Raw genomic sequence first — 21087 nt, forward strand, 5'->3', positions numbered from 1 at the left:
AGCTACTGACCAGTGCGCACCTTCACGTTCCGAAACATAAAGTCATTATCACTTACCCGCACAGGTTTGCCGCTGGTCGTAGTGACATTCTGAAGCACAACCTCCCTCGTTTTTACATAAGGATACTTTTCCTGGTAAGAATCGTCTTTCATGGCCGGATTGAAGTTGGTAAAAATCGCAGGTCCCTGGTAATTTTCAGGATGCTGCGAATCATCGATCCGAAGGTTTTGAACCGTAATCTTTTCCGGCATGTAGCAGGTATAACCAAAGTCGTGCTGACCGGAGTTGGAGCCGCTGATCAGTGCCGCATTCACCGGCTTCCCATTGGCAGGCACGAATACGCAGTCACGAATGATTACTTCTCCCTGCCAGGTACTCCCGTAATCAGAGCGTAGATTGACGATGCTTCTGCCGCGGATCGTGGAATTTTCAATCAGTAACAATCCGCTGCCGATCGCATTGATGCCCATATGTCCGAGCGTCGAATTGCGGATAGTCGCATTGGCCACTCCCTGGTGCGCGTCGAAGCGGGAGAGGGTACAATGGTCATAGAGCAGGTTTTTGCAAAAATTCGAACCCAGAATACCCCAGTATGTATTGTCATTGATGTCGTTCGTCTGGGTACAGTTGATAAAAGATACATTCAATGCGCGGTTTGCCGACAGGTCGTAGGTGCCCATTGTAACCGGCTTGCCCGCCGCGCCGATGGTGCTGTAAGTTTTGTGCCCGGTCAGTACCGTGTTCCTGACGGTCACGTAGGCGCATTCACCGATGTTGATAAACCCTCCGTAAGGCGCTCCCTGCTCACCTTCGCCGGTAATGCGGTGTTCCAATCCTTCGAGGGTTACATTTGAGCGACGAATTGCGATGTTCCGGTTGTAGTAAGTGTATTTTGATTCGGCTTTGTTGGCTATTGTAGTAAAGCGCCCGCCTTTGATGCTCAGCGGCTTTTCGTCTATCGGCAGTGCAGTTATCTCAGTGATCTCATCAAAATCCCAGATAATGGGCGCATTCATATCTACCTTGCCGTTTTTATCAACCACAAAAATGTCAGTCTGCGAAGAACCATTGTTCTGATTCAATCCAAACCGGATATACTGCTTTACGTTTGCATTTGTGACAGTAACCAGGCAAGACGCCGGCAATGTCGCATTGATTTTCTCCTGGTTTCTTTTGAGTGATGATACCCCTTCCAGCTTGAAAGGTTTCAGGCCTGAACTTACCGTGAACACAGCAGCATTGCGGTTTTCAACGTCCGTATCATCAATGATAAAAGCGGCTTTTCCAAAGTCAGTATCCGTCCGGATCACTGCTGTGCGCGCTTTCCCGCCAATGTAGTAGGTAGCTGCATCGTCGGCTTTCACGGCAAGTCCGTGCAGGTTGGCAAAGGCGTGGGTGGCTGCAATGGCATTGATATCGTCGGTTTTGCCATCGCCCCGGGCACCCAAGTCGCTGTAATGCACCAGGCGCGCAGCTTTGAACTTAGTCCCATCTTTTGGAGCAACATTTACATGGAGGTCTCCATTTTCATTCACGGAAACCAGCGTTTTGCCTTTCTCTGAGGTGATTACCACATTTTCGAACGGGGCTTTGTTCTGCGCCTGTGTTACAAACCAGCAGAGGAGAAAAAGGAAGAGTAGGTTGTACCTGATCATAGGGTATAGGATAGTTGTTGGTGTTTTTGCGGTAACCTACAAAATTTCCACATAACCTTCTGTTCCATTCACGCGGATCCGCTGGCCGTCTTTGATTATCTTGGTCACGTTTTCAACACCAACCACCGCCGGTAATCCGTATTCACGGGCGATCACTGCGCCGTGTGTCATCATCCCGCCGACTTCGGTGATAAGACCTTTAACAGATACAAACAGCGGTGTCCAGCTGGGATCGGTAAAAGTGGTAACCAGTATATCTCCCTCTTCCAGGTCTGCGTCTTTCATGTTCAGGATAACCCGCGCGCGTCCTTCAATCGTGCCGGAACAAACCCCCAGTCCCGCAATAGCGCCTGCCGGCAGGTTTTTTGATTGATATGCGCCTGAAATCATCTCGCCCTCGGAGGTAATGACACGGGGTGGATTAAGTTTTTCAAAGTTCCTGAAATCCTCCTTTCTATTCTCAATAAGCTGCTGATCTGCTTTTTGCGTTTCAAAAACCTCAGCCAGCTCTTCAATCGAGAAGTAGTAGATATCTTCTTTATCGCGAATTATACCTGCTTTTAAAAATGCTTCGGCCTCTCTGAGTAACGCTTTCCTGTATACGAAATAACGGCTGATCATTCCATATTTTGGGTATTCCCGATAGCCTGCAAAATTGCGAAGCTGGTCTATCATCCGTTTTGCCTCCATTGCTTTCGCTTCTCCTCCGGGTAATTGGCTCAGCCGGGATAGTAAATCCTCTTCCTTCTTTAAAGCTTCCTGCAATCCACGCTCAAACTTGTCCCCGCCCGCACCAGGTCCGAAGTTTTTGACGTGACTCAGGATAAGCGGGATTATTAAAGCGGGTTGTTCGAGCCAGCGGGTTCTTGTGATGTCAATTTCTCCGGGGCAGCGCATTCCATAGTTTTTGAGAAATGCATCGATCGCATTCCAGGCTTGTTGCCCGCCATTTAATGCAATGAGTGTGTCCGGCCAGTTTTCGTCGCGCACACTTTCCAGGTACGCAATCACTTCGGGAAAAGGGCGCACTGCATCCGCAACATCCAAAAGCGCGAGCCCCATTTCAGACGTGACGTTGTTGGGGACAGACAGTGAAAGTGTGTCCGCTGCGCTCTTCTCACCCAGCCAATCGTACATTTTCTCATTGATCCACTCAGCCGCATTCATACCCGCCATAATCGCGCGGTGACTCTGCGGATCAAACAGTATCTTCTTCAATTCGACAATATCATCGAGGATAAACCGGATCAAGTCAGCACCTGATTTTTCCTGAAAGCGTTCTTCCAGCTCCTGCACCGACCTTTCACTACGGCTGATCAATTCAGGTACAATGGAGGCAGCAAGCTCATTTTCTTCGGGCGCGGGTGACTTCGCAGGCGGCGTCTTGCCGTTTTCGTTCGCATTTTCTTCCGGTATGGTCTCTATATCGCCCCTTTCGATGACAGTCAGCAGCGCATCTTTAATAAGCGGGTCCGATTTTCCCATGGTATCCAGGAGCGTTTCCCTCCTGGAGGGCAAGGCCAGCAGTGGCGTTACGTCCACAAACAACCGGCCGCCGGCAGTCCGCATTCGTGCCGGGGTTACGTGAAGAAAGAAAGACAATCCCAGCGGTCGCATTGCATCGGTCATCATCTGTCCATGACCGACAGACACGTAGGCGCGCGTTTTTTCATCCTGCGCATTCCACTCGGGAACCGGGAAGAGGGTAGTGATCGGTCTGCTCTGGACAATGTAAAACGTGCCGTCGGCCAGGCACCATTCAATATCCTGCGGCGCATCTTCTGTGGTACCACCGAAATGGGCCTCAATTTGTTTTCCCAGGGATGCAAGTTCCAGGATCTGCGAATCGGTAAGCACCGGCTGATCCTGACGTTCGGGCGTAATGTCCATTTGCGTTGTACCACCTTGCTCGGCAGGGCAAACAGCCAGCTTTTTGGAAGATACCTTCTTTTCAATGCGCCCGTTCTTGCACACTTTGTAATGGTCTGCATTCACCAGTCCGGACACTACCGCCTCGCCCAATCCAAAACTTGCGTCAATGCAGGGCGTCCTCCTGTTGCCCGTAACCGGATCGGCAGTGAACAGAATGCCGGCTGCTTCCGGAAAGATCATTTTCTGAACAACTACGGCAAGACTGACTTTCCGATGATCAAAGCCGTTTTGAATGCGATAGGTAATCGCGCGATCGGTAAAAAGGGAAGCCCAGCATTTGCTGATATATTTTAGAATTGCCTTTTCACCAACCACATTCAGGTAAGTATCCTGCTGCCCTGCGAAGGATGCTGTTGGTAAATCCTCCGCGGTTGCACTGGAACGAACCGCGAAGGCACTCTCTGCGCCAAAAGCAGAAAGGTACCTGCTTACTTCATTTTCAATGCTCTTTGGGATAGAAACCTCTTCAATCACACGCCGGATTTCGCTGGCTAATACACTGATTTGCTCCCTTTGCTCTGCTTTTAATGTCGAAAGCTGAGTCAGCAAGTCAGTTATTCCAGGTATTTCTTTAACAATCGTTTTGTAAGCTTCTGTTGAAACACAAAAGCCTGTTGGTACCTTAATTCCGCCTATTCGTGCGAGTTCGCCCAGGCCTGCGCCTTTTCCTCCTGCCAGGTCAGTTGTAGTTTTGTCAATTTGATCCAAACCCAGTATGTACTTTCCCATCTTATCCAATGTTAGAGGTTTGACAACTACTTTTTCTCTCCGCTGGAAGCCCGGCTGGCAGTCCGGCTGGAAGTCCCGCTGGTTGTGTCTGTGTCGGAAGTCAGCGCATTCGTGGCCTCGTTCATGATTTCAATGGCTTTTGAAAAATAGGCTTCAATGACTTTGCTTTCCTCCTCTGAAAATGAAGCGATCAGATTTTCTGTTTTGCTCCGGAAATCCTCGTAAAGCGGTACCAGGAGCTTCATAATGTTTTCGGTGTGCGGCTCTATAATCACTTTCCGCCTGTCGTCCGCCGCAAAACGTCTTTTGACTAGATTTTTCTTTTCAAATCTATCCACCAGCCCGGTCACAGCGCCGGTCGTAAGACCTGTAAGCGCCGATAGTTCACCCGCCGTCATCTGGCCCTTTTCCATCAGAAAACCCAGGTACTTATGATCCGTACCCGGGAGTCCTGCTTTCCTGGCCACCGCTTCGTGCAGCTGAATGGAGGTAAATGCATATTGCTGGCTAAGCTTTCTTATCCGCCTGAGTTCGTCCTTGTTCATATTATCTCATCAACTAAATATCTTAGTGACAAAGATAAATGGATAGTCTTGTAATTACCAAATGTGGCGGTGAAAACGAATGGCAAGTCTGGCTAGAAGCGCGTGTTGATCCCAAAACTGACAAGGCCTTTGTAGCCGTAGCCAATCTCAGCAAAGCCACCAACCTTTTTCCCGACCCTGATTCCAAATGGCGTAACCTGGAAAGTGGGCACTGCATACAGTTTAGCGTCAGTCGCAAGCCGCTGGTCTTTGAGCCGGACAAAGAGCCCGCCTATGCCTGCGGCAGCATACAAGGTAACATCTGGCGTGTCGGCGTAGGTGATTTTGGGTTCAAATGCCATGATCAGGTTGGTGTGCTTATACGCCCGTTGATAGTCGTAGTAATCCGCTTTATAGGAGGTACCATTGCTTGTTGCGGATGTTACGCCAATGGCAAAGCGGCGGGTTACCTGGTACCGGTAAGTAATAGCAAATGAGCTTGAAAAGTCCATCTGCGGCAGCGGCTCGCTGAACACAGACCCTAGAAAGATGATGAGCGCATCATCCAGCAGCCGCTCCCTGGCCAGAGGTCCGTAACTAAGCTGGACTTCGTGCTGGGAAGGCCGCTGTGCATGTGCCGGCGTACCCGCGGCGAGCAACAATGCGACAACTGCAAAGGAGAGAATGGTAGAATTGAGCTTTTGCATGGCAATATAGGTTAGGTGAGGCAGGCTGGATTGTGTGTTTTTGCACAGCACAAAGTAAGTGACATGGCAGAAGTTTATATCTTGTCCTGCGACACGGATCTGAGTTGTTCTGCAACACGGATTTGTCTTGCGCTCCGACAAGATTTTGTCACCCATTGAAAGTTTTGAGAAATCGTAAGCCCCTAATTGAATTTATGAAACCCTCCGAAGACATTAAGCCGCTTCAAAGAATCCTTGACGCTTCCAGGTTCATCCTGTCGGAGCAGGTTAAAGAACGTTTTCAGGAGAACCTCACGCGGTTTATGATCCCGAAAGGCAGGGTGTTGGTGGATATGGGACAGGTTAGTAAATGCCTTTACTTCATTGAAAAAGGCGCAATGCGGACCTACTATCTGCGGGGCTCGGAGGACATTACGTCGCTGCTTGTTTCAGACGGCGACATTGTTTGCATTGCTGAAAGCTTTCTTTTGCAAAAACCCTCCAATGATGTTCTGGAAACGCTGGAAGATACGACAGGCTACTCCCTTTCTTACGAAGCTTACCGGAAACTGGTGCAGGAAGACGTTTACATGGCGGGACTGGCAGTGCAGCTCCTGGAACAGCACCTCATTAATTTCACTGATCGCGTCAAGGTTTTCAAATATTTGTCCGTAGAACAACGGATCGCGCACTATATTAGTCAGCCATCTTCCCTGCTGCGCCGCATTCCTGACCATTACATTGCCACTTACCTGGGTACCACCGCCGCCACTTTCAGCCGGTGCCTGAAAACGATCAATATGGATAAGGGTGGGGTGAAATCTTAAAAAAAACCTCCTCTCCGAAACATACCTGTTTCCCGGAGAGGAGGTTTTCTGGAAAAATATATGCACTTAAAACTCTGCGCTTTTTGGGTATCTTGGGAAAGGTATTACGTCGCGGATGTTGCCCATTCCTGTAACGAACTGTACTAAACGTTCAAAGCCTAAGCCGAAACCGGAATGCGGCGCTGTACCGAATTTGCGTGTTTCCAGGTACCACCAGAGGTTTTCAGGGTCGATGCCCACTTCATGCACGCGGCCAAGCAGCTTTTCGTAGTTTTCTTCACGCTGACTTCCGCCAATGATCTCGCCGATTCCCGGGAAAAGTACATCCATTGCACGTACGGTCTTTCCGTCTTCGTCCAGCTTCATGTAGAAGGATTTGATCTCTCTCGGATAGTTGGTGAGGATAACCGGTTTTTTAAAGTGTTTTTCTACCAGATACCGCTCGTGCTCGCTGGAAAGATCGATGCCCCAGCCCACAGGATACTGGAATTTCTTCTCTTTATGTGGCTTCGACTTCAACAGAATCTCAATGGCCTCCGTGTAAGTCAGTCGCTCAAATGGGTTATCCACTACAAAGCTCAGCTTTGCAAGCAAAGGCAGCGAACGCTCGTTTTGCGGCTTGCTCTTTTCTTCTTCTGCCAGCCTGTTTTGTAAAAAGTTGAGATCGTCTTTGCAGTTGATCAATGCATAAGTGATCACTTTTTTGACAAAATCCTCAGCAAGGTCCATATTGTCTTCCAACTCATAAAATGCCATTTCAGGCTCTATCATCCAGAACTCCGCAAGGTGGCGGGTTGTGTTGGAGTTTTCGGCACGGAAGGTAGGTCCGAATGTGTAAATTTTGGAAAGTGCCATTGCACCCAGCTCGCCTTCCAGCTGCCCGGAAACAGTCAGGTTAGCCTCTCTTCCGAAGAAATCTTCCTTAAAGTTGATCGCTCCTTCTTCAGTGCGGGGCAATTTGTTGAGGTCCAGTGTAGTTACCCGGAACATTTCGCCTGCGCCTTCCGCATCAGAGGCGGTGATCACAGGTGTATGGAGGTAAAAGAAGCCACCATCGTTAAAATATTGATGCACAGCAAAGGCCAGCGCGTGGCGAATGCGCAGAATAGCGCTGAAAGTATTGGTACGTGGACGCAAATGCGCGATTTCACGCAAGAATTCCAGCGAGTGTTTTTTAGGTTGTAATGGATAAAGCTCCGGATCGGCAGCACCATAAACGAAGATATCATCTACTTTCACTTCCACAGTCTGACCAGAACCCTGTGATTCGATAAGCTGGCCTTCGATTTTGAGGCAGGCGCCGGTTGTGACAGTTTGCATCAGCTCGTCGGGAAATTGCCCTGGTAGCGCAACTGCCTGAATATTGTGAATGGTGGAACCGTCATTTAATGCGATGAATATTGCATTCTTACTTTCCCTTTTTGTCCGTACCCAGCCTTTGAGGGTAACGGATTGGTTTTCCGGAGAAGCTTGTAATATCTCTTTAATTTGCAGCGGTCCCATTTTGGCAATATGTGATTTGATTCTGATTTGTAATTACCCGCTTTCAAATTTTGTATTGAAAAGCAGGCTGTTCGACGGAAGCGCACTTCATTTTTGAAAGCGCCGCAATCCTAAGCAAACTTACAATGTGATAAGCTTGATGACAAGCAAACCTGTTAAGAATGCCACAAAAAAGCAGTATTCGCGCTGGTGCAGATAATTCAGGCAGGATTCGGCCGCGCAGTATCCTTTACTTTCAACTTCCTCCGCGTATTTATTTTCGTTTTGATCCATCCAGGATAGTGCGTCGGGTCTTCCGCCGGGTACACGTGGAGTTGCTGGGCTGGATCCGGTTTCAACAGCTCGGCCTGGGAGCTGCCGAGGATGCGAGCGGCGGTTTGAACACCCGAATAACTGGCGCCGGCGACTCCATTGGCCAGAATGCTCGCCCCGCACAGGTATAGATTTTCAATTTCGCTCTGCGCTTTAAAAGCAAATGCGCCTATTTGCCAGAAGCTTTTTTCGGTTCCATATACGCAACCTTCGGTTGAGCCAATGTAATGCTTGTTGGTCAGCGGCGTGCCCATTTCTTTCTGAACAATGCATTCCGTTATTCCCGGCAATGCTTTTTCAAGACTTCTGATCATTTTCATGCTCAGCTGCTCCTTAAAGTCCAGATATGCCTGGGAATGCGCTCCGGTTTCGCCCTCAAACTGACTAAATGTCTGATTGTTGATAAGCGTGATCACTTCCAGCGTATGGTGGATTCCGTCAAAACTCGTGGGGTCTTTTAAGGTACTGGAACTGATAAAAAGCGCCGGGAATTCAGCTTCCGAAGCAATGTCCGCACCTCCATGCTGACCGTAAGTTTCTTCACTTTCTGCATCCGGTACCAGCCAGATATTCCCTGAATCCAGACCGGCTTTACGCAGATCCATATCGACAGTTAGAAACAGGATCAGTGAAGTACAGGAGTATTTCGTGTTTTTAAGCTGATTTAAAAGTGGCTTACTGAGATTTTCTTCGCCTACCAGACGGGAATAAGTTGTAGCCGGATCTGCATTGGAAATGATTCTTTTCGCATACATAGTTGCCCCATTTTCAAGCTCTACACCCACCGCCTGCTTTACTTTTTCACCCTGTACCAAAATGCGTTTCACCTTTTGTCCCGTCCTGCATTGGCCCCCATGTTTTTTGATCACATTGGACATTGCTTTTACAATGGCCGCACCGCCGCCCATCGGGTAAAATCCGCCTTTTGCATAATGCGCCATTACCGCTGCATGGTAAGGAAAGCTGGCTTTGCCGGGGGGAAGTCCGTGGTTACCCCATTGAATGTTTAGTATCTTTTTGAGCAGCGGATCCTTGATATGCCAGTCGATTACACGTTTTACACTGAACAAACCGTATTTTCCCAAATGCCGTGTGCGCCAGGGAATGGTCAGGTGATCCATAAATCCGTTCATTTCTGAAATCAGGTCCAGCTGGCTGCTGACGTTTTGAACTGCTGTCAGGTATTCGTCAATGCCTTTCTTTTCCTTTGGAAATTGTTCGGAAAGCACTTTACGCAGCTCGTCGAAATTTGCGGGGATATCAACCCGCTCTTCGCCTATCCAGCAATGTTCGTAGGCAGCAGGGTTCATTTCGAAGAAGGTAAGCTCATTGGCAATTCCCAAACCTTCATACAACATCCGGGTTGACTGACCTTCGCCGAGCTGACCTATGTAATGGACCCCGGGAGAAAAACGCTGTCCGCCGATCCGAAAACTGTGGCACCAGCCACCAAGCACATTATGTTGTTCCAGAATGAGCACTGTTTGCCCCTCACGCACCAGGCAAATCGCCGCAGAAAGCGCACCCATTCCAGACCCGATAATGATATTATCGAATTCATACATTAAATCCTGGTGATCAGACGACACGATATTGCGCTTGGTTTGGGTAAAAGGGCATGAAGCGGTTCAATATAAAAATATTGTTCCTCATCATTTTGCGGCCGGATGCTTTTTCTTCAATCGGGCATTTACCGTTTTTCTGGCTGAAATATTTGTCGGTCAACTTTACATTATGACGGGAAGATCTTGCTGATCATGCGGCTGATTTCGACAAAATCGTCGTTGTTGCTGACGGAGCGTTTTTCCGTTTCATCCTCGGGTTGCTGGGAGAATGGATAAATAAGCAAAAAATTGTTTTGCAATGCATGCTGGTTCAGGAAGTCGGGTAACAAGCCCATTCTGGGAAAATAAGAGGCCATTCCGCGTTTAGCCATAAAAATGATCAACCCCTCATCTTCTGCAATTTGCGTGGCTATTTGCTCGGCTTCACCCCAATATTCCACCGGATGGAGCGTCAGTTCGATGTTTGATTTTTTGGCAACCCGTTCAATAATGCGGATGATCTGGCTGCTGGTGTAAAATGCCATGACAGCGCCCGAAGTTTTCCCGATGTTCCAGACGCGCAGCAATGCCTGAAAGAATCCCGGCTCCTTATCAGCCCGGGGCGGGATCAGTACAAGGTATTTTTTAATGGTCGAAATAGGCTGTGCCGAATGGTAAATCAATGTATTGACATTGTCGTTTTGCAGGTATGCGTTGGTGAGATTGTAAACCAGCGAGGGCGTAAAGCCTTTACCTGGCTGTAAACCCAGAACGAGATCGGTAATCTTCTGCTCTTTGATCACATTGCTGATACCCGAAGCAACATCGCTGTCATATCTCGTAAGCGGCTGGATCCGGACATCGGCCGCCGCGGCAGTAGTCACAGCAGTGTGCAGCGTTTTTTCAGCATTCTTGACAGAAGATTCATTCTTTTCATCATTAATAATATTCAATGCAAACAGTCTGTCGCGGTTATGTGAAGCCTTGATCAGCAGGCTCAGATTCACCATTTTCTCCACTGTATCCTCATAATTGACAGCGAGGAGTATATTTTCAGTTTCCTGATTGATACCCGACGCCGTAGCTTCCTTGTCTACCGCCGCAATCTTCTGCGCACTCGCCATTGAAACAAATGAGGAGACCGTACATGAAATCAGGATCAGTAAGATACTCCCATTCAAAACGTGCTCACTCAGCAGGCGGACCGTTTCTCCATTCGCATTTTCAGAAACGATAATGTTGTAACCTACCATCACCGCCGCAAGTGTAGCAGCGGCGGAGGCAGAGCTTAATCCAAAAATGAGCATTCCTTCATCCTTGGTCAGCCTGAATGTCTTTTGCGTCAGCACCGCAGCAAGGTATTTTCCGCCGATGGATGCAACGAGCATCACCGCGGCCACTCCCAGGGTTTCAAGACTTTTAAAGAAAACGGTGAAATCGATGAGCATACCCACGCTGATCAGGAAGAAGGGAATGAAGATCGCATTGCCCACAAACTCTACGCGGTTCATCAATGCGGAGGTATGCGGAATAAGCCTGTTGAGTGCGAGACCGGCAAAGAATGCGCCGATAATTGCTTCGATACCCGCCAGTTCTGCAAGGACTGCGGCGAGATAAATCATCACCAGCACGAATATGTACTGCGAGATTTTATCATCCACTTTTTTAAAAAACCACCTGCCGATAATCGGGAAAACCAGCAGTACTGTAAGGCTGAATGCAAGCACCGAAAAGCCGAGCTGGAACCAGAAAGCGCCATTCACCTCGCCCTGCGTCATACCTACCACCACCGCCAGTACAAGCAGCGAAAGTACATCGGTGAGCATAGTTCCGCCGACTGTGATGTTGACCGACAGGTTTTTTGAGATACCCAGTTTGCTGACCAGCGGATAGGAAATCAGCGTATGTGACGAGAACAGGCTGGCGAAAAGAACCGACGTGAGCATGGAAAAATGCAGCACATAATAGCCGCCAAGAACTCCCAGAATGAACGGAACGGCAAATGTATACGCAGTGAAGGTCACACTTTTGCCCATGTTCTTCTTGAAGTCGCCCATATCAATTTCCAGTCCGGCCAGAAACATGATATATAGCAATCCGGTGGTACCTGTCACGACCACGCTGCTGTCGCGGGAGAGCAAGTTAAGTCCGTTCGGGCCCACCAATGCACCTGCAATGAGGAGCCCGAGCAAATGCGGCACTTTGATTTTGTTAAGCAAAAGCGGAGCGCCCAGGATAATGATCAGCTCGATCAGGAATTTCAGCACCGGATCTTCGATCGGCAGGCTGCTTATATGAATATTCAGAAGCTGCATAAGCTATTTGGTTGTCGGGCGGGTCAGCTCGAGTGAGAATTTGGAGTTGCAGGCCTGATTGATATTCATCGTTTGCTGCCCCTTCATCAGCGCCTGGTTAACACGCGCGAGCTCCACGTTGAGCACCATATTCTTTGTGGCGGAAGAGTCGCTTGCGAAGTTGAGTACGATGCCTGTGCTGTCGAATCGCGCATTATAAACCCGAACGAGCTGATTGTCATTGCTCATCACCCGCGTGTACAGTCCGGTGGAGTCGCTGATAAATTCCCACGAGTTAAAACGCTGGTCGCCGATCACATACTCGGCACAGTTGGATTCGCGGCATACCGATTTTGCATTCCACAGCCCGGCGATTTCATCGGGCCATTGAAGAATAATGGCGGTGTCTTTTTTGGCAAGCAGACTGTCGCGCATTTCGAGGAGTGATTTGTAATCGGCTTCTTTCAGGGCAAACTCCCTTTCCCGCTGACTAATGCGCTGTTCCCGTACATCGAGCTCCTGCTGCTTTTTGTTGTCCTCGCAGGCCGATAAGCCCAAGGCGAGCAAGACTGCAAAAATATAGTATCTGTGGAGGGTCATATACAGAAGTGGTTTAAGATGTTAGATTTTACTCAGGAGAAAAGTTGTGCCTGCCGCCCAAATCCATCCCGGTAAATGCTGGTGAAGCCGCCACATATATAAAAAATCATCCTCACCAATGCAACTTGGAAGGCTTCAAAACCTGTCGGTAGGAATGAGGGGGCGCTTCAATTTGGCTGGTCGCCAGCACATTGCCATTCTGATAATCCCCGGTCAATTAATTTCCAACATTCTAACCGTTTTTGTATGAAGCTTACTCACCGATTCACGACCTGCCTGCTGCTGCTAGCAGCACTTGGCTGTCAGACAGAAAATGAAACGCTCTTGCCCAAAGGGGTATCTACTGCTAATGCGGAGCGGGTTTCCGCAACCAATCTGCGGCTCAAACAGACGCTGGTCAGCGGGAACAATGGTGGCCTCGGGCCTATGTTCGTCAATACCTATTTCACTTACAAGAATGGACGTGAGCTGGAAAAGGTAACTATTCCTACTGACACGTATGCAGGCGTGACCAGCTATTTGTATACCTACGACGATCAGGGGCGCATAACTGCCAGCAGGTATCTGCGTGAAAGTCCTGACGATAATAATTTCAGAGGTTCACAGTCAAATTACAAATACACGGACAGCACGATAATCGAAACGGTTTCGCGTGTAGATGCGGAAGGGAATTTATCACCGTATCCCACGGAACCCAATTACAAGGTTACTTACCGGCTGAATGCGGAGGGGCTTGTTTATGAAGAATTTGTAGAAGGTACTGTTATCTGGGGTGGTGAAACCACATTGCTTCGCAAGTATACTTACGAAAACGGCAACGTTGTGAAGGCTGAAACCACCGATAAATACGGGCAGGTAGAAAGTACCCTTTACTATGAATACGACGACAAAGTGAATCCATTTTATAAGTGGACGTACATGTATAACCCTGTGCTGAATTGCAGCCGGAATAACATCATCAGCGCGAGGACCAGTAGAAGTGAGCCGCAACGTACAGAGTACACTTACAATGAACAAGGGCTTCCATTAACCAAGAAAAATGTAAGCTCAGGCGCAGTGCTCACTTACGATTGGGAGAACTTTTAAAATGCATTTATAAATTAGCTGTGAAATGAAAAGCCCGTCTCATGAACCGAGACGGGCTTGTTTATGGATCGCAGATTGTTTTTGCTGAATCAATTATTTCATTTTAACCCCTAATGAAACACCAACCTGGTAAGGCCTGGACTTCCAGGTTTGTCCTGTTATTTCGCGCTCTGTGAAGCTATATTGCAGATAGGGTCCGATTTGTAATTGCATTCCGCCTGTCTGGTATACCTGCTTATAAAAACCCAGATTACCCCAAATCAGGTCCTGTCCATTTGGTAACAGTCGCGTATATTCCATACCGACATTGACACTGTAATTTTTTAGAATATCCTGCGGGATATCGAAACGCTGGCGCACACCAATGCCGATCAAATGCGAACGGTCATCTTCCACATGTTTCTCTCCGATCCTCACCATATTGTATTGCTGTGCAGCAGTGCGCGTGACAATTACCTGATTGGTGCCAATCTCATATTCGTTCCAGTTTCTGAGATATGCATAGCTCAAAAGAAGCTGCGTATGTTTTCTTTCAATGCCGGCTGTCAGCTTGTACGATAATGATCTGGAAGATAACAATGGAGCAAACTGAAAGTTCTGAATCCGGTCCGAAGCGGATTGGCTCAGGTTTACAATCTGAAAGGTTTGAAGGACGGAAGCCGAAAAAATACCTTTTATTCCAAGCGCAGTTCCTGGCTTTGCAGCCGCTTCTTCAATCGTATTTGTAACAAAGCGTGGTATAGTGAGCGTTTTTGATAAAGTGCCAAAATGGATAGAATCAATGGGAGATACCAATGCGAGATTCACGGAATGTTCCGCTACTGTATTCGCAGAGTTCTTATTAGTTTCAGGATCTGATTTCGTGTTTTTATCTGCATCAAAATCTTTATTCATTTTTCCGAAAACTACATTTGGGTTATCCTTAGAAGAGCGGTTTACAAACAGTTTTGATCTGTTTGTTTTATCTCTTTCAATACTTGCTTTCTCCACTATCCGGCTTTGAATAGTTGGTCGTTTGGTTTCATTTTCCGGCTTACCTGGCTGGCCAGCGTCTCCATTTGAATGTTTTTGGTCAAATGGATCAGTAACACTGTTTTTGCTCTTTGAAGTAGCTGCCAAATCTTTGGACTTACCAGCTGCATTTTCATGGTTTTTCACAACAGAAACAGGCGCCTTATCATCAAGTGAGCGGTTATATAGTAGACCACCTAATAGCGCGAAGACCAGAAGCAATGCGCCGCCTCTGGAAATCCAGTAAAGCATATTGGAAGATTTACCTAAAGCCGCAAAAACGTTTATACGCACCTGGTCTTTCACCGGCGCATTAAAACCTTCAAACTTCTCCCGCAGTCTTTTCCCAAGCTCGTTATCAGCTTCTTCTTCCGGTAACTTCATAAGATTCGACTCCTAATTCTTGTAACTTTTTTATCAATAATGTGCGCCCGCGCTGCAGCTGCGACTTTGAAGTCCCTTCTGCAACTGATAGCATCTGTGCAATTTCCGCATGCGAATAGCCGTCGATCAAATGCAGGTTAACCACCGTACGGTATCCATCCGGCAGGCTGCTGATGACGGCAAGTAAAAAATCTGTATCTAACTGTTCAATAATTCGGAAAGAGTTACTCACGTCCATTGCGCCTTCGGAGGCTTCAATGGACGAATGCAGTAACTCTTTCTTAGTGGTACTATGATAGTAATTGATAGCTGTTCTGATCACAACAGACTTGACCCAGCTGTCCACTGATTCGGGTTGTTTAATTTGTTGTATGTTTTTGAAAATTTTGATAAAAGCTTCCTGTAAGATATCGTCTGCTTCTGCTTCTGTTTTGGCATACCTGAGACAAACCCCTTTCAAGCTGTTCTTGTAACGATCATAAAAAACATTCTGCGCCCGCCGCTCTTCCCGCTGGCATCCTTCAACTAGCTGTGTCAGAGAAGCGTAATCACGCCATTTAAAAAATCTCATCAGGGGTGCATTAAATCCTGGTCAGCCGACCCTTCATTTTGTTGAGAAACATCAATTTAAAAGAGCAAAATAGTCACGTGAAACCGGGTCTCCATTTTGACCAAAAGTGATTAGCCAGACCTCGGTTCCAGCTATTGTCCCACTGTGCTTTTGCGCCCGGACTATATAGCTCAGCACACCATCCATTTCATTTCTGATAATTCCTGAAAACTGTCCTGTAAAGCCAAAGTCTTTATATTCGTCTCCGGCAGCAAGGTGCGCTTTTATTTTCTCCGACAAGTCTCCCGCATTCCCCAAGTAAGCAGGTTTGTCAGAGCCAGCTAAAAGTTTACAATCCTGATCAAACAGAAGGTCAAAATCAATGTTGTTTTTACGAAGATAGATTTGGTAAGATTTCCGGGAATGTGCATCAACAGAGATTATTGCCCGCGAAAATTGAAAGTCTCTCGATTGAATGTATTGCTGCAAAGCTTCCGGCAAATCGCTTAACCCGGCCACCGGGAATTTAGCAGTTACCGGCGCCATCTCTACGGTGTAAGTCGGCTTTTGGCCAGGCAAAACCGTGGCCCGCCACTTTAATAAATAAGGATTGCCTTTCCAGACATAATCGGCTAAATAAACTTTTTCAAAACCACCCTGATCGAATAATGTATATTCCTGCTCCTTGAAATTCGAAAATTCACCGCCTGTAATAACCGTTTTACTAAGCAGGTTTTTGAGGCTGTCCGGTGCGTCTGCCCCGGCAAGTCTGTATGTAACCAGGATGTGGTTGGGGCTCAATGTCGAGCTATACTTTCTGGCCCGGGATTCCAGCTGAACATTCCAGATCTTGTTGTCGAGGATCTCCGTAAAAACCATATTCTGCGGGTCTTCGTAGGTACTTTCGACCAGCTGCATGACCTGCGCCGGAATTTGTGGCTCGTCAGGTACGGGATCTGCGACTTTATTACAGCTGCATAAAACAACTGTCGATATCAGAAAAATGAATAAAGGTTTCATAAGTGGAAGGTAATTCTGGTTTGATCTGACCGGATTAATTTTCCTTGTATTTGATAAGAAACTGGTGACGCCCCATTGCTCCGACCTGCGTGAGGCGGCGGGTAGGATATCCTTTTGCATTGACAGACGAAGTTTCACTCAGGACAGTACCAGCCTCCCGGCACCCTTCTGATTTGCTGCAATACCGAAGGGTCTTGCTCAATTCGTTATTGGAAGGCAATATTCCAAGGTAAGGCACAAAGCTCGTGTTCATATCCCAATTATACGCAGCCAGCAACACGCCAAGCATTTGGAATTCTTTGCTGTTTTCGAAGATATTCTTGTTTTGGTCATATGTTTGTTCCAAGGTTTCCCATGAACCGAGCGGATTGCGCGCTTCTGCTGCTTTGTTTTCCGCTTCGAAGTCAATATGGCCTGCTGCGTCCAGGTATGTCAACCCGTACCGTACATTTCGCCTGACCGGAAATCCATTTCCATCTGTTTTGAAGTTGAATGTGCCTTTTTGCTGACCGCCAATTACCTGGCGCGTGTGGACGGAATCTCCTTCATAGCTAAAATAGAACCTCGCAGCTTTCTGATCGGTTTGAGGATCGTACTTTGTGCCAGGGCTATAATCGGATCGCAATACAACTTCTGCCAATCTGCCTTCCTGATAGTAGAAGTTGACCCAAGGCCGAGCAGTTCCAGATGGCTTCGCTATTGGCGTGAGCAAGGTGTCTGTTACTGATAACAGCTGATTGGCAGGATTGTAACGGAACTTCGCGCGGTACACCAAATACGACAGTGCGCCACCTTGTTCATTATAATCTATAGAAGCAGGAATTGGCTTGTCTTCCAATAGGTTATCTTGTTTATCCATCAGCCCCTGATCGCAGGAAGCCAGAAACATACAAGCAAGCAGCGCCTGAAAAACATTTTTACGCAGATACATTCTTTGTGAAGGTTAAGCAGTTGAGATTTTGAGTTCTGTGTGTTAGACAGGATAGTTGCTGCGGGAGGTTGCATGTGGGGTGAAAAAAGTTGGTGCTTGCAATTCCGGGAGTATTTGCTGCTCCATTCCACCAGAACAATTACTTCTTTCGTTTTGGCTCAAATATAATCCTGGCCATGAAGCTCATACCATTATCCCTGAAATGGGTAGGGATGCCCGTAACAAGGCCGAGTGCCAGATTAGAGGCCAGTACCAGTTTCACTTGCGGACGAATGACGGTGTGACTGCTCGTTGCCGAAGATTCATCATTGACCTCAACCCCCACAAAATGCCCACCTGGAAGCACGTAATGCATACTCGCATTGGTTTGATAAAATAACTCCCGTTTTGATTCCTCAGGTGTTAACTCCCACTCCGGACCGGTGTAAATCATGGAATGGACCCGCTCTCCCCACTTTTTGGCAACGATTAAAAACGGGCTGACGGAATGGCCTTTTAACATGCCCCGGCCACGATTGATCGAATAAAATGAATGCGCGCGAAATTCATGCATATAACCCGCCGCCATCGACATTTGCTGTTGATCAGAAACCAGAAAGGTATATTGAGCAGCGAGTTTCAAGCCTTCGATGCGGTTTCGCGGAAGCGAGGCACCTTCCTGCGGCTGGGCAGATCTGTATAAAGCAAAAGGAACCTCCACTTCCAGCCCAAGGCGGTTGACAGGCGAAAATTCATATTCAACAAATGCATGGTTGGCGGTGTAATCCTTGTGACCTTCAATGCCGTAACCGACATTCCATTCCTTTTCACCTTTTCGTGCACCGAGGTCACGGATCAGGTCCATGTAAAGCGGCTCCGCGTGGCGGATTTTCAATGGTTTTGGTTTTTGAACAGAGTCAACCTGCGCCGCGGCGGGCAGCATTGTTGTTGCAATCAGTAGTGTTGTGATGATGAAGTTTTTCATGCCTTTTAATTGTTTTTTAATACAATGTTAAAGGTCAATTCTGGAATCAATTGGGAAAGGCGTGTTGGCGAGACGGTTAACTTACACGGGCAAGTCTGTAAATTACCTGGAAACTTTTGGCGGCATTTATATAAATTGTCGGTTCAACAAAAAACCTTTCCGCAATGACACATACTACCTCCAATCCGAAGATCCACGAAGGCCGCAACCTGAAACGCTTCCGCGAAATGCTCGGAATTAAGCAGGATTTCCTCGCTTTCGAGCTCGGTGAAGACTGGAACCAGCAGAAAGTTTCTTTACTGGAACAAAAGGAAAAGATCGAGTCTGGTATTTTGGAGCAGGTAGCCGCGATCTTGAAAATCCCTGCTGAGGCGATCCGGAATTTTGATGAGGAACAGGCAGTGAATATTATCGCCAATACATTTGACAAGGTTGAAAACTCTTTCAATTTCGGTACCTTCAATTTACATCCGATGGAAAAGATAATTCAGCTGCATAATGAGAAGATTGCGCTTTATGAGCGGATGTTGAAGGAGAAGGAGGAGATGATGGGGAGGCTGGAGCGGTTGATTGGGGATAAATAGAATATCAAAATGGAGATATTGGAAAAATATAAAGAGGCCATTGTTAAACTTTGTAGAACGCACAAAGTGAGAAGCTTATATGCTTTTGGTTCTGTGCTGACTGACAATTTTGACGGAGAAAGTGATATAGATCTGATTGTAGATTTCACGACGATGGAAGTCGAAGATTATGCTGACAACTATTTTGATTTAAAATTTTCATTACAGGAAGTTTTTAAACGGCCAGTGGATTTACTGGAAGAAAAAGCAATCAAGAACCCTTATTTTCTTGAAAATGTAAATCAGCACCGGCAGCTTGTATATGGACGTTGAGATCAAAACCTGGCTATACGACATGTTAAATGGGATCGCCGAAATTGAAAGTTTCTTTTCGGATCAGCCGATGCAATTTGCCAATTATCAAGCTGATTTACGGACAAAACGAGCGGTCGAAAGAAATATCGAAATCATTGGTGAGGCGATGAGCCGCATTATCAAAAAGGATAGTACTGTTCAGATTACCAATTCGAGAAAGCTGGTTGATGCTCGAAATAGGATCATTCACGGGTACGATTCAGTTTCCGATGAAGTTATTTGGGGGATTGTAGTACGGCATTTGCCCATTTTGCGAGAGGAGATTGCCGCGTTGCTAGGAGAATAGGATAGCTAAGCGCCTGGTGATAACTTAAAAATCCCAAATTTTCACTTATGAGATCGGAGAAAGACACCTGCTTACTATGTGCACAAAATCCCGCTTGCAGTAGAGAATCGCATATTATTCCTGATTCGATGGTTAAAAGACTTCGCAAGTCTCGCGGCAAAGTCTGGAAGGTTGATGCTTCAAGACGAGATAAACGAGCGCTAATTGAGCAGGACGTAAGCAAAGAGAGATACATTTTATGTGATGACTGCGAAACATACATTGGGTTCCTTGAAACTCATTTTGGACAGGCGATTAAAAAATTCGTTGAACAAAATCGAATTGGAGATGATTTTTTTCCATTGCAGCAAATACAGGAGGTTGGGGATAATATTACTAAGGTGCAAACAGCGTTCGTGTGCTTTAAAGCGCAGCCTTTAATGACACAATTATTGATTGATTCAATACTTTTTCGGATTCATATTGCGAGCAAATCGACTTTTGCATATACAACTTTCACCTCGGAAATTGTAAAACAACTAAGAATTAACTTGTTGACGTTTAAATCGAAAGCCTACAATGAGGTTCTGGACAAATGCAAAACGTACAATGGTAGTAATGTGTTCTTTACTCCGTATATGCTTTATTGTCCTATGACGGAGATAGTCACCTCAGGAGAAATTATGTATGAATTCATAGAACCAACACCGGACTTTCTCAAAATTTTAGCGGGCGAGTATTGGATTTGGATCCCTAATCGACCGATTCAATCAGCATTTCTTAATTCCGGAAAAACCCTAGTAAAAGTGCTTAGACTGACAGTTCAACAATATGAAAAGATGTATAAAGAAATGAGGGAGCTTTACGATAGAATTGATGCTTACAATGATGGAGTTAGGGATTAAACACCATCAAATAAGCAAGCGCTTGGCCATTCCCTTCACCGGCACAGACACATTAACCTGCGCGACAATGAAATCCACTCCTTTGTAGTGATATTTCTTCAAAAAAATAAGTTTTGTCAGATCCGACTAGTAATTACTAGTTTTTTAGGAAAAGTAGCACATGCGCTTCCATAGAGCAATCGTCTCTTTCCATAACGTTGCGGCAAGCCCGCCAGAAGCAGCTAGAGAGCAGGTAACGAGGTCAACAAAAGTGCTCACCAGAATGCTACTAGTTAGCAAAACAAAAAAAGCACCTGATTTCTCAGATGCTTTTTAACTTTTTGTGGTCACGTAGGGATTCGAACCAACGCTGTAACTTATTGATTTTCAACGCCTAAATGTAGCTCAAAAGGGCTGCTCACCGACTGCTCACCTGATTTTGGGTTTG

General features: G+C 46.8%; 19 protein-coding genes. 6 read left to right on the plus strand and 13 right to left on the minus strand.

Annotation, left to right across the window (positions count from 1 at the left end; all coding sequences use genetic code 11):
* Window positions 1-2 precede the first annotated feature (2 nt).
* From AC1XTG_RS05320 to AC1XTG_RS05335, 4 genes are all read right to left on the minus strand, one after another.
* Window positions 3-1655: a hypothetical protein gene (locus AC1XTG_RS05320; RefSeq protein ID WP_484841279.1), complete on the minus strand. Its 1653-nt coding sequence runs from the start codon at window positions 1653-1655 to the stop codon at window positions 3-5.
* A gap of 36 nt (window positions 1656-1691) precedes the next feature.
* Entirely contained in the window at window positions 1692-4316 is a 2625-nt protein-coding gene (gene ppsA, locus AC1XTG_RS05325; protein WP_484841280.1) for a phosphoenolpyruvate synthase, read from the minus strand.
* A gap of 26 nt (window positions 4317-4342) precedes the next feature.
* Window positions 4343-4861 (minus strand): MarR family winged helix-turn-helix transcriptional regulator, encoded by a 519-nt coding sequence (locus tag AC1XTG_RS05330; protein ID WP_082489064.1) that lies wholly within the window; start codon window positions 4859-4861, stop codon window positions 4343-4345.
* Between the two features lie 92 nt (window positions 4862-4953).
* On the minus strand, window positions 4954-5547 hold the full coding sequence (locus AC1XTG_RS05335) for a hypothetical protein (protein WP_056279799.1): 594 nt from the start codon (window positions 5545-5547) through the stop codon (window positions 4954-4956).
* Between the two features lie 194 nt (window positions 5548-5741).
* Between AC1XTG_RS05335 and AC1XTG_RS05340 the strand changes: the two genes are divergently transcribed.
* Window positions 5742-6353 (plus strand): Crp/Fnr family transcriptional regulator, encoded by a 612-nt coding sequence (locus AC1XTG_RS05340; protein ID WP_484841281.1) that lies wholly within the window; start codon window positions 5742-5744, stop codon window positions 6351-6353.
* A 66-nt stretch (window positions 6354-6419) separates the two neighbouring features.
* Here AC1XTG_RS05340 and asnS read toward each other — a convergent pair whose 3' ends face one another.
* From asnS to AC1XTG_RS05360, 4 genes are all read right to left on the minus strand, one after another.
* Complete coding sequence (gene asnS / locus AC1XTG_RS05345; RefSeq protein WP_484841282.1) at window positions 6420-7856, minus strand: asparagine--tRNA ligase; 1437 nt, start codon at window positions 7854-7856, stop codon at window positions 6420-6422.
* A gap of 200 nt (window positions 7857-8056) precedes the next feature.
* Entirely contained in the window at window positions 8057-9733 is a 1677-nt protein-coding gene (locus AC1XTG_RS05350) for a phytoene desaturase family protein (RefSeq protein ID WP_484841283.1), read from the minus strand.
* Between the two features lie 167 nt (window positions 9734-9900).
* Window positions 9901-12027 (minus strand): cation:proton antiporter, encoded by a 2127-nt coding sequence (locus AC1XTG_RS05355; RefSeq protein WP_056279808.1) that lies wholly within the window; start codon window positions 12025-12027, stop codon window positions 9901-9903.
* A 3-nt stretch (window positions 12028-12030) separates the two neighbouring features.
* On the minus strand, window positions 12031-12606 hold the full coding sequence (locus tag AC1XTG_RS05360; protein ID WP_484841284.1) for a hypothetical protein: 576 nt from the start codon (window positions 12604-12606) through the stop codon (window positions 12031-12033).
* 246 nt (window positions 12607-12852) lie between these two features.
* Between AC1XTG_RS05360 and AC1XTG_RS05365 the strand changes: the two genes are divergently transcribed.
* Window positions 12853-13692, plus strand: a complete 840-nt coding sequence (locus AC1XTG_RS05365) for a hypothetical protein (RefSeq protein WP_484841285.1) — start codon at window positions 12853-12855, stop codon at window positions 13690-13692.
* 93 nt (window positions 13693-13785) lie between these two features.
* Here AC1XTG_RS05365 and AC1XTG_RS05370 read toward each other — a convergent pair whose 3' ends face one another.
* The 5 genes from AC1XTG_RS05370 to AC1XTG_RS05390 form a co-directional block, all read right to left on the minus strand.
* Entirely contained in the window at window positions 13786-15087 is a 1302-nt protein-coding gene (locus tag AC1XTG_RS05370) for a hypothetical protein (protein WP_484841286.1), read from the minus strand.
* A complete protein-coding gene (locus AC1XTG_RS05375; protein WP_484841287.1) occupies window positions 15062-15658 on the minus strand; it encodes an RNA polymerase sigma factor in 597 nt (198 codons plus the stop codon). The genes AC1XTG_RS05370 and AC1XTG_RS05375 overlap by 26 nt, the downstream gene beginning before the upstream one ends.
* A 51-nt stretch (window positions 15659-15709) precedes the next feature.
* The gene (locus tag AC1XTG_RS05380; protein WP_484841288.1) at window positions 15710-16657 is read right to left on the minus strand and encodes a hypothetical protein; all 948 of its coding nucleotides are present in this window, start codon (window positions 16655-16657) and stop codon (window positions 15710-15712) included.
* Window positions 16658-16691: 34 nt separating this feature from the next.
* Window positions 16692-17588, minus strand: coding sequence for a hypothetical protein (locus AC1XTG_RS05385; RefSeq protein WP_484841289.1), 897 nt, complete (start codon window positions 17586-17588; stop codon window positions 16692-16694).
* Between the two features lie 139 nt (window positions 17589-17727).
* Entirely contained in the window at window positions 17728-18552 is an 825-nt protein-coding gene (locus AC1XTG_RS05390; RefSeq protein ID WP_484841290.1) for an HAEPLYID family protein, read from the minus strand.
* A 164-nt stretch (window positions 18553-18716) separates the two neighbouring features.
* Here AC1XTG_RS05390 and AC1XTG_RS05395 point away from each other — a divergent pair, with 164 nt between their 5' ends.
* The 4 genes from AC1XTG_RS05395 to AC1XTG_RS05410 are packed head-to-tail and all read left to right on the plus strand — an operon-like array spanning window position 18717 to window position 20660.
* Window positions 18717-19136: an XRE family transcriptional regulator gene (locus AC1XTG_RS05395; protein ID WP_484841291.1), complete on the plus strand. Its 420-nt coding sequence runs from the start codon at window positions 18717-18719 to the stop codon at window positions 19134-19136.
* A 9-nt stretch (window positions 19137-19145) separates the two neighbouring features.
* Entirely contained in the window at window positions 19146-19448 is a 303-nt protein-coding gene (locus tag AC1XTG_RS05400) for a nucleotidyltransferase family protein (protein ID WP_056279817.1), read from the plus strand.
* Window positions 19438-19776, plus strand: a complete 339-nt coding sequence (locus AC1XTG_RS05405; protein WP_056279819.1) for a HepT-like ribonuclease domain-containing protein — start codon at window positions 19438-19440, stop codon at window positions 19774-19776. The genes AC1XTG_RS05400 and AC1XTG_RS05405 overlap by 11 nt, the downstream gene beginning before the upstream one ends.
* A gap of 47 nt (window positions 19777-19823) precedes the next feature.
* Window positions 19824-20660: a hypothetical protein gene (locus AC1XTG_RS05410; RefSeq protein WP_157474531.1), complete on the plus strand. Its 837-nt coding sequence runs from the start codon at window positions 19824-19826 to the stop codon at window positions 20658-20660.
* Window positions 20661-21087: the final 427 nt, after the last annotated feature.

It is taken from the genome of Dyadobacter sp. HNCC25DJ183 (assembly GCF_056895175.1).